This is a genomic window from Bradyrhizobium genomosp. I (2014), assembly GCF_000261685.1.
Classification (GTDB): Bacteria; Pseudomonadota; Alphaproteobacteria; order Rhizobiales; family Xanthobacteraceae; genus Bradyrhizobium.
The window spans coordinates 25,000-34,933 of record NZ_AJQE01000091.1 but is presented as its reverse complement, the minus strand read 5'-3'; the positions used below and the strand labels follow the sequence as shown (position 1 = coordinate 34,933).

Genomic DNA, 9,934 nt, shown 5'->3' with positions numbered 1-9,934 from the left:
TGCTGCGCCTGCCGAGCGGCGACAATGTCGAGAAGGCGCATGAAGTCGAATGCGTCTACATCCCCGAGACCGATCGCGGCACGCTCTGCGTCTCCTCGCAGGTCGGCTGCACGCTGAACTGCGCCTTCTGCCACACCGGCACGCAGCGCCTCGTGCGCAACCTCACCGCCGGCGAGATCGTCGGGCAGGTCATGGTCGCGCGCGACCGTCTCGCCGATTGGGCCGACCGCGAGGATGGCACGCGCCGCGTCACCAACATCGTGATGATGGGCATGGGCGAGCCGCTCTACAATTTCGACGCGGTGCGCGACGCGCTGCTCATCGTCGGCGACAACGAGGGCATCGGCATTTCCCGCCGCCGCATCACGCTGTCGACCTCGGGCGTGGTACCGAACATCGTGCGCGCGGGCGAGGAGATCGGCGTCATGCTCGCGATCTCGTTGCATGCGGTGCGTGACGAATTGCGCAACGAGCTGGTGCCGCTGAACCGCAAATATCCGATCAAGGAGCTGCTGCAGGCCTGCCGCGACTATCCCGGCGCCTCGAACGCCCGCCGCATCACCTTCGAATATGTGATGCTCAAGGGCGTCAACGATTCGCTCGACGATGCCAAGCTGCTGGTGAAGATGCTCAAGGGCATTCCCGCCAAGATCAATCTGATCCCGTTCAATCCCTGGCCCGGCACGGCCTATGAATGCTCGGACTGGGACCAGATCGAGAGATTCTCCGAATATATCTTCAACGCCGGCTATTCCTCCCCGGTGCGCACGCCGCGCGGCCGCGACATCCTCGCCGCCTGCGGCCAGCTCAAGTCTGAGACCGAAAAGCTCAGCGCACGCGAGCGTCAGGCGCTCCGCGCCATGGCGATGACGGATTGAGAATGGCAGCGCCTGCGCTCTCGCATCCTCGTCATTGCGAGGAGCGTAGCGACGAAGCAATCCAGGCTGCCCCCGCGGTGGCATTTCTGGGTTGCTTCGCGGAGCCTGTCATCGGGCCGTGCTCTGCGCGGACCCGGTGGCTCGCAATGACAGGGAGGCTCGCGTCATGTCCCTGATCGGCCGCCTCATCGTCATTTTCATCGGCTTCCTCGCCGCCTGCTTCGTCGGCGGGATGATTATCGTCGTCGCGCTGCTGTTTCCGGAATTCGCCGATCTCGGCGCCGGTCCCGTCGATCAAGGCACGATCGATATCGTGCTCGGCTTCGGTTTCATCTTCGTTTCGGGCTTCGCGCTGGTGCCGGCGGCGGTGATCGTCGCGATCACCGAAGCGCTCTACATCCGCAGTGCGCTCGCTTACGCCGTCGGCGGCGGCCTCGTCGGACTGGCCTGCTATCTCGGCCTCGTTCCCTTCCACTCCGACACGCTGCAGTTCGAAGGTATCGTGCGGCGTCACCTGGAAATCATGACCGGTGCGGGCATCGTCGCCGGCGTCGTCTACTGGCTGATCGCCGGCCGCAACGCCGGCGCCTGGCGCAATCCGCCGCCCCCGCGGAAACCGCCGCCGCCGCTGCCGTCGAATTCGCGGCCGGATGCCAGGTGAGTTTCTTACCCTCCCCTGGAGGGGGAGGGTCGGATCGCATCGTCGATGCGATCCGGGGTGGGGTGACAGACTATCCTCGATAGCGGTGCGTGTGGCTCAGGGTTGCGACGGACGAGAGACCATTTGTGTGGCTTCACCCCACCTCGCTCGCGCTTCGCGCGATCGATCCTCCCCCTCCAGAGGATGGGCACCGCCGGTTGGGGTTTTCATCCCCGTCCCACTCCGCTAAACCGCGCGCCATGAACCGGACTGGACTCTTTGTCGCCCTGGCGCTGTGGCTCGTGATCGGCGTCGTCTTCGGCCTCTATCCCGAGCTCGATCTCAAGCTCGCTGCGCTGTTCTTCGATCCCGCGACCAAGACATTCCCGCTCAAGCTGAACGGCTGGGCCGGCTTTGCGCGCGATGCGGCGATGTGGATCGCCTGGGCGTTCGCGCTTCCCTCGCTCGTCGCGCTGGTGGTCAAGATGGTCCGGCCCGACCGGCCGCTGATGGTGCCGGGGCGCACGGTCATCTTCCTGCTGGTGACGCTGACCATGTCGGCCGGCATTTTGACCAACCTGACGTTCAAGACTTATTGGGGCCGGCCGCGTCCGGTGGTGGTGACCGAGTTTGCCGGCGATCAGCAATTCGTGCCGTGGTGGGATCCGCGCGGCGGCTGCGGGCGCAACTGCTCGTTCTTCTCCGGGGAAGGGGCGACGGCATTTTGGACGCTCGCGCCGGCCGCGCTGGCGCCGCCGGCATGGCGCCCACTCGCCTATGCTGCCGCCGTGGTGTTCGGCGCCGTGACCAGCGGGCTGCGCATGGCCTTCGGGGGCCACTTCTTCACCGACGTTTCCATCGCGGGCCTCGTCACCTTCGTCGTGATCTGGTTCGCCTACGCGCTGATCTACCGGTGGCCGCGGACGCGGTTTTCGGACGAGGCGGTCGATGCCGCCCTGACCCGGCTGAACATGCCCGCCTACCGGCTCCGCCAGCGCCTGTTCGGCCGCAAGACCGGTCCCGAGCCCTCGGTTTGAGCCATTAAATGCGTGCTCAGCCTCGCGAAATTTGTTATTCGCCGCCCGAGCCACAAACAACATCAGCTATTGAGACCGATTGGACGCGCCATGACCACGATCCTGAAAAGCCTGCCCAAGGGTGAGAAAGTCGGCATCGCTTTTTCGGGCGGCCTCGATACTTCTGCCGCGCTGCTCTGGATGAAGCAGAAGGGCGCGCGCTGCTACGCCTACACCGCCAATCTCGGCCAGCCGGATGAGGCCGACTACAACGAGATCCCGCGCAAGGCGATGGAGTTCGGCGCTGAAAAGGCCCGGCTCGTCGATTGCCGCACGCAGCTGGTCCACGAGGGCATCGCCGCGATCCAGTCCGGCGCCTTCCACATTTCGACCGGCGGCATCACCTATTTCAACACCACGCCTCTGGGGCGCGCCGTCACCGGCACGATGCTGGTTGCCGCCATGAAGGAAGACGGCGTCAACATCTGGGGCGATGGCTCGACCTTCAAGGGCAACGACATCGAGCGCTTCTACCGCTACGGCCTGCTCACCAATCCCGGCCTGAAGATCTACAAGCCCTGGCTCGACCAGCAGTTCATCGACGAGCTCGGTGGTCGCGCCGAGATGTCGGCGTTCATGACCGCCCAGGGCTTTGCCTACAAGATGAGCGCCGAGAAGGCGTATTCGACCGACAGCAACCTGCTCGGCGCCACGCACGAAGCCAAGGATCTCGAGAGCCTCGACAGCGGCATCAAGATCGTCAACCCGATCATGGGCGTGCCGTTCTGGCGCGACGATTGCGCGGTGAAGGCCGAGAAGGTCGTGGTCCGTTTCGAGGAGGGCCAGCCGACCGCGCTGAACGGCCAGGCCTTCTCCGATCCCGTCGCGCTGTTTCTCGAAGCCAACGCGATCGGCGGCCGTCATGGCCTCGGCATGAGCGACCAGATCGAGAATCGCATCATCGAGGCCAAGAGCCGCGGCATCTATGAAGCGCCTGGCATGGCGCTCCTGCACATCGCATATGAGCGCCTGGTCACCGGCATCCACAACGAGGACACCATCGAGCAATACCGCATCAGCGGCATGCGCCTCGGCCGCCTGCTCTATCAGGGCCGCTGGTTCGACTCGCAGGCCCTGATGCTGCGCGAGACCGCGCAGCGCTGGGTCGCGCGCGCCGTCACCGGCGAGGTCACGCTCGAGCTGCGCCGCGGCAACGACTATTCGATCCTCAACACCGAAAGCCCCAATCTGACCTATGCGCCGGAGCGGCTGAGCATGGAGAAGGTCGAGGACGCGGCCTTCACGCCGGCCGACCGCATCGGCCAGCTCACCATGCGCAACCTCGACATCGCCGACACCCGCACCAAGCTGAAGCTCTACAGCGACACCGGCCTGCTCTCGGGCAGCGAAGGCTCGCAGATCTTCCGCCTGGAGAGCGACAAGGGCTGAGGCCTTCCCCGGCCCGGATTGCGCTTGCTCATCCGGGTTGCGAGCTTAATGACGGTGTCATTCTCGATCGCTACGCTTCCTGTTCCTGTCGGAAGCCGGATTGCGGAGCATCGAGCATGGTCAGGGGATCGGCACTCGCCTCTCTCATCTTCCTCTGTTGGGCGTCATCATCGTCGGCGCAGACGATCTATCCGATCGATCGTGCCGAGATCCTGGCGGGAGCCACATTCGACTTCAAGGTCGAGCTTCCCGGGCCGGTCGATCCCGCCAAGTTGAAGGTGACGGTGAACGGCGCGGATTATGCGACCGCTTTCGGCCGTGCAGGGACCTTCATCGAGCGCGAGGACGGCAAGGAGCAGTCGGCCCTGATCCTGCGCGACGTCGCGCTGACCACGCCGGGCAGCGTTGCCGTGGACGTGAGCGATGGCACGCGCCAGCGCAACGTCACATGGACGGTCTACGACACCGGCCCGCGCAAGGTGAAGAACGTCATCCTGTTCATCGGTGACGGCATGTCGCCGGCGCACCGGGTCGCAGCCCGAATCCTGTCCAAGGGGATTTCGGAGGGCAAGAGCGGCGGCAAGCTCGCCATCGACGACATGCCTCATATGGCGCTGGTGGCAACCGCCGGCACGGATTCGATCATCACGGATTCCGCGAACTCGGCCAGCGCCTATGCGACCGGCCACAAGAGCGCCGTCAACGCTTTGGGCGTTTATGCGGACCGCACCGCGAGCCCGTTCGACGATCCCCGGGTCGAAACCATCACCAGTCTCGCCAGGCGGCGGCACGGCATGGCGATCGGCATCGTCACCAATACCGAGATCGAGGACGCGACGCCGGCGGCGATGGTCGCGCACACCCGCCGGCGCGCCGCCTATGACGAGATCGTCGAGCAGCTCTTCGCGGCGAAGCCGGATGTCCTGATGGGCGGCGGCAGCGCAAATCTTCTGCCGAAATCGGCTGCCGGCTCGAAACGCAAGGACGAGACTGACTACATTGCGAAGTTCCGCGACGCCGGCTATCAGGTGACGACCACTGCGAGCGAGCTCAGCGCGTCTGCCGCAAAACAGGAGACGACCAAGCTGCTCGGCCTGTTCGCCACCGGCAACATGGACGGCGTGCTCGACCGCAAATTCCTGAAAGGTGGCGGCGTCAGGAAATTCCCAGAGCAGCCTGATCTGACCGAGCAGGTATGGGCAGCGCTGAACATCCTCTCGAAGAACGAGGCCGGCTTCTTCCTGATGGTCGAATCCGGACTGATCGACAAATATGCGCATGCCCTCGACATGGAGCGCGCCGTCTACGACACGATCATGCTCGACAACGCGGTGCGCCAGACGCGTCAATGGGCGCGGGCGCGTGGTGACGACACCCTCATCCTGGTGGTGGCGGACCACAATCATCCCAACAGCCTCGTCGGCACGGTGAATGACGACATGGCCACCACGCCCAACGTGCCGCTGCGCGAGCGCGTCGGCGTCTACGATCGGGCTGGATTTCCCAATTATCCGGCTCCCGACGCGGAAGGCTATCCGGCACGCATCGACGTGAGCCGCCGGCTGGCCATTTTCTCCGCCAGTCTGCCGGATCACTACGAGACGTTCCGTCCGAAGCTGGACAATCCCAACGAGCCGACCGTCAAGGCCGGCGCCGACGGGACCTTCAAGGCCAACGACAAATACAAGGACGTCCCGGGCGCGGTGCTGCGCCCCGGCAATCTGTCGGCGATGATCGGCGCCAGCGTGCATTCGGGCGAGGACGTCATTCTGACCGCGGCCGGTCCGGGCAGCGAGCGCGTGCACGGCTCGATGGACAACACGGAAGTGTTCCGTGTGATGGTCGACGCGTTGGGATTGGCTGCGCAGCAATGACGCATCGCTTCACGAGGAGGGCGGCGGCGTGAAGACCAGCTTCACACAGCTGCGGAACAGCAGGATTTGCCGCTCCAGCCGCTTCGGATCGTTGAGTGTCTTCGACATGATGATCGCGCCGTCGACCACGCACGAGATCATCTCTGCGAGATCGTCGAGGTCGATCGGCTCGCGCGGCGGATAGACCGCGGCGATGCCGTCGAGGATCGCGCGGAAGTGCGCATTCCAGGCCCGGACCGATTGCGCGGTCAGGTCGCGGACCTCGCGGTCGAACAAGCGCTCCTGATAACAGATGCTGGCGATCAGGCAGCCGGGATGGCCGTTCGGCAGGTCGGCCATCACTTCGGCGAGCAGCTTCAGCGAGATCAGGAACGACTGCAGCGGGTCGTCCGAGAGCTCGCGTCCCCGCCTGAAGATCTCCTCGAACAGGCGATCGTTCGTCTCCACATAGCGGCGCAGCATCTCCCGCGCGAGCGCGTTCTTGTCCCTGAAGTGATAGAAGAATCCGCTCTTGGTCAGTCCGGCCTCGGCGATGACCTCGTCGATCGAGGTCGCTCCGAAGCCCTTCGCGAGCACCGCCGCTTCCGCGATCTCGAGAATGCGCTCGCGCGTCGCTTCGCCCTTTCCCATCGATGCCTCCAAAACCGTACCAACGGTGCGGAATTTGCCGCCTGCAGCCAGCGCCCACTCCGAATGGATCGTGCAAGTCTTTGATTTGTCTTCGCTTGCGGGTGGAAGTTCAGCCGCACCACGGGGCTTCTAGAGCGACGCGACATTATGCGGCACCAAATGCCGAGACCGAACACGGGCATGGCGCGACCGAATGAAGAGAGCGAGCCCGTCCAAATGATGGAGCGATCGATGGCCAGATACCGACATGCTCTGCCGCAGCACGGCGGCGGCATTTTCCTGACCGACGGCGGCATGGAGACCTCCCTGATCTTTCACGAGGGACTGGAGCTGCCCCACTTCGCGGCCTTCGTGCTCCTCGACAGCGCGGACGGCCGAGCGCATCTGAAGCGGTACTACGAAGCTTATCTCCGCATCGCGCGGCAGCACGGGCTCGGCTTCGTGCTCGACACTCCGACCTGGCGCGCCAACCCGGATTGGGGTGCCAAGCTCGGCTACGACGCGCCCGGGCTCGATGCCGTCAACACGGGCGCCATTCGCTTTCTCGAGGAATTGCGCGGCGAATGGGAGTCGCCTCGCACGCCATGCGTGATCAACGGCGCGATCGGTCCGCGAGGCGATGGTTACAAGGCCGGCAACATGGATGCGGCAGAGGCGGAAGCCTACCACGCGCCTCAGATCGCGGCCTTCGCCGAGGCTGGCGCCGACACGGTGACTGCGTTCACGCTGAACAGCATCAACGAGGCCGTCGGCGTGACGCGTGCAGCCAAGAGGCAGGACATTCCGGTCGCGATCTCTTTCACGGTCGAGACCGATGGACGGCTCGTGAGGGGAGAGTCGCTCCGCGAGGCGATCGAAGCGGTCGACGCCGCAACCGAATTTGCCTGCGAATACTTCCTGATCAATTGCGCGCACCCGACTCATTTCGAGAGTGCGCTCGCGGCCGGCGAGGCGTGGGTCCGGCGCATCCACGGCATCAGGGCCAATGCATCGGCCAAGAGTCATGCCGAGCTTGACGAATCGGAGGCTCTCGACAGCGGCGATCCCGTCGATCTCGGCCGCCGGTACCTTTCGCTCAGGCGCACGTTCCCCGGCATGCGGATTCTCGGCGGCTGTTGCGGCACCGATCACCGGCATGTTGCCGCCGTTTGCGAGGCCTGCCTGCCGCCGGAAGCGTTGACTGCCTGATGCAAATGAAATGGCCGGGATCGCTCCCGGCCATTTGCGTGTGTGGCTTGTGTCTCAGCGCGGCGGCGCGGTGCCGGGCGGGGGCGGCGGCAGCGACGCCGTGCCGCCGTTGAGCAGTGGCGTGATGCGGCGGATGGTGACGCGCCGGTTGATCAAGCTCGGCCCTTGCGTCTGCTCCTTCAGGTACTGCTCGCCATAGCCCTGCGACGTCAGGTTTTCCGCGGGCACGCCGAACTGCTGCGTCAGCAGTTCGGCCGCTGACTGTGCGCGGCGGTCCGACAGCGACAGATTGTCGACCTCGTTGCCGACCGCGTCGGTGTGTCCCTCGATCAGGAACACTTCGCGCGGATTGCGCTGGATCGCCTGGTTGAGGCCGTCGGCGATCACCTGCAGCCGGGCCGCCTGGTCCGGCGGGATGGTCCACGATCCCGTCTCGAAGTTGATCGTGTTGACGTCGATGCTCGGCATCTGCATGCGGACATTGGGGCTGTAGCGGATCTCGTCGAGCGAGTAACGCCGATCGATCCGCTGCACCGGCGGAGCCTGCATGGTCGCGTAGATCACGTCTGGCGACGCGTCCTCAGCGCTGACGATGTAGCGATCATAGGGAATGCTCACGACCGGCGGCGGCACGTCGACATAGAAGCCGCCGACCGCGCGCGGATCGCGGTAGCTGTTGTCGATGATGACGATCTCCTGCCCGCGCGCATCCCTGCGGATGCGCCTGAGCAGCCGGCCATCGGCGCCGACCACCGTGATCACCTCGCTGCCGTCGGGACGGACCACGACCGTGCGGGTTTCGCTGCCGACCGTATCGGTCCGGATGTCACGGGCGCCATAGCGGAAGCGATAGAGGTCATTGCCGCGGACATAGGCCTGTCCGCCCGGATCGCGGATGATGATGCGGTCGGGCTCAGTGTAAATCGTGCGTCCGCCTTCGACGGTTTCGCGCCGCTGGTTGTGGAGGTCGGCGATGGTGGCGCCGATCACGGCTCCGGCCACCACGCCGGCTCCGATCGCGAGCGGCGTCAGGTCACGCTGCGGCGGACGCGGCGGCGGCGGCAGCGGGGCTGCGACCGTGGGCGCGGTGCGGAAGGCCGGTGCGACCGTCGGCGGTTTGTATTGTGCCCTGTCGGGGGGCGGTGCTGCGGCCGGCGTGCCAGGCACCACGGTCGGCGCCGCGGCGCCGGCGGGAGGCGCCGGCGGCCGGGCCGGGGCACCAGCCTGCGGTGACGCAGCCGGGGTTCCGGCTGCGGGCGCGCCGGCAGGCGGCGTTCCACCCTGCTGGCCGGGAGTCGGCGTCGCCGTGGGCGTGGGAGCCGGCGCCGCCGAACCCGGGCGTCCGGGTGGGGGCGTCGGAGTGCCGCCAGGAGCCGGCGTGGCCGTTGGAGCGGGAGCGGCGCCCGGGGCAGCCGGCGGCGGAGGCGTGCCGGGACGCCCGGGCGGCGGTGTGCCCGAACGACCAGCCGGCGCTGCGCCAGGCGTGCTGCCCGGAGCGGGCGTTGCCGTTGGCGCAGGCGTGGCTGTCGGTGCAGGTGCTCCCGGTCGTGCCGCCGGCGCAGGAGTCGGCGTCGCCGTGGGCGCCGGCGCAGGGCGGCCCTGAGGAGCTGCTGAGGGTGGGGTCGGAGCCGGGCGTGCGCCGGACGGTGCCGGAGGCGGCGTGTGCGGCTGTGCGGCGGCAGGCGGCGCGGTCGTCGGCGCGCGTTGCTGCGGAGCCGCGGCAGGAGGCGGTGTCGGGGCGTGCTTCTGCGGCGCCGCGGCCGGAGGCGGCGAAGGCTGCTTCGGGGCGGCCGGCGGTGGTGCGGGCGGCGGAGGCGCCGGACGCGCCGCAGGTGGAGGCGGTGGCGGTGGCGGTGCCGCCGGGCGCGGCGGTGCGGCTGCCGGCGGGGGCGCAGCAGGCGGGTGAGGCGGTGCCGCCGCGGGCGGCGGTGCCACCGGGCGCGCGGGTGCTGCAGGCGGGGCGGCCGCCGGCGGTCCCTTCGGCGGCTGCTTCGGTTTCCCGTCAGGGCCCTTCTCTTGAGGCTGGGCCTGCGCGACCACGAGCGGTGAAGCGCCTTGCGCATGCGATGCAGTGTTGGCCAATTGCATCGCGGTCAGAGCCGTCGTCGCAAGCAGCACGAAACGAAGGTTGGTCATGGTGGTGAACTTCCCCGGAAGGTTCTTTGACGAAGTGTCGGGATCAACAGCTACGCGTTAGGCCGCATTGTGGCGGGCGATGCGGTCGCAGACCGATTTATTTCTGCACGCAAATCATCTCGC

8 protein-coding genes are annotated in these 9,934 nt (G+C 66.6%); 6 read left to right on the top strand and 2 right to left on the bottom strand.

Annotated features, from left to right (window positions below):
• The 5 genes from rlmN to IC50_RS08680 all read left to right on the top strand — a co-directional run.
• A partial coding sequence (gene rlmN, locus IC50_RS08700; RefSeq protein WP_035703037.1) for a 23S rRNA (adenine(2503)-C(2))-methyltransferase RlmN occupies positions 1-878 on the top strand: 878 nt, incomplete at its 5' end.
• A 166-nt stretch (positions 879-1,044) separates the two neighbouring features.
• Positions 1,045-1,539, top strand: coding sequence for a hypothetical protein (locus IC50_RS08695; RefSeq protein ID WP_035703036.1), 495 nt, complete (start codon positions 1,045-1,047; stop codon positions 1,537-1,539).
• A gap of 239 nt (positions 1,540-1,778) precedes the next feature.
• Positions 1,779-2,555 carry a phosphatase PAP2 family protein gene (locus tag IC50_RS08690; protein ID WP_035703034.1) on the top strand — a complete coding sequence of 259 codons (777 nt, stop codon included), beginning with the start codon at positions 1,779-1,781 and terminating at the stop codon, positions 2,553-2,555.
• 90 nt (positions 2,556-2,645) lie between these two features.
• A complete protein-coding gene (argG, locus tag IC50_RS08685) occupies positions 2,646-3,983 on the top strand; it encodes an argininosuccinate synthase (RefSeq protein WP_035703032.1) in 1,338 nt (445 codons plus the stop codon).
• A 116-nt stretch (positions 3,984-4,099) separates the two neighbouring features.
• Complete coding sequence (locus tag IC50_RS08680; protein ID WP_035703030.1) at positions 4,100-5,857, top strand: alkaline phosphatase; 1,758 nt, start codon at positions 4,100-4,102, stop codon at positions 5,855-5,857.
• Positions 5,858-5,866: 9 nt separating this feature from the next.
• On the opposite strand, the gene IC50_RS08675 is transcribed toward IC50_RS08680, so the two are convergent.
• Entirely contained in the window at positions 5,867-6,487 is a 621-nt protein-coding gene (locus IC50_RS08675) for a TetR/AcrR family transcriptional regulator (protein WP_035703029.1), read from the bottom strand.
• 231 nt (positions 6,488-6,718) lie between these two features.
• Between IC50_RS08675 and IC50_RS08670 the strand changes: the two genes are divergently transcribed.
• A complete protein-coding gene (locus IC50_RS08670) occupies positions 6,719-7,675 on the top strand; it encodes a homocysteine S-methyltransferase family protein (protein ID WP_035703048.1) in 957 nt (318 codons plus the stop codon).
• 54 nt (positions 7,676-7,729) lie between these two features.
• On the opposite strand, the gene IC50_RS38620 is transcribed toward IC50_RS08670, so the two are convergent.
• Positions 7,730-9,811 carry an OmpA family protein gene (locus IC50_RS38620; protein ID WP_063826457.1) on the bottom strand — a complete coding sequence of 694 codons (2,082 nt, stop codon included), beginning with the start codon at positions 9,809-9,811 and terminating at the stop codon, positions 7,730-7,732.
• Between the last annotated feature and the right edge of the window lie 123 nt (positions 9,812-9,934).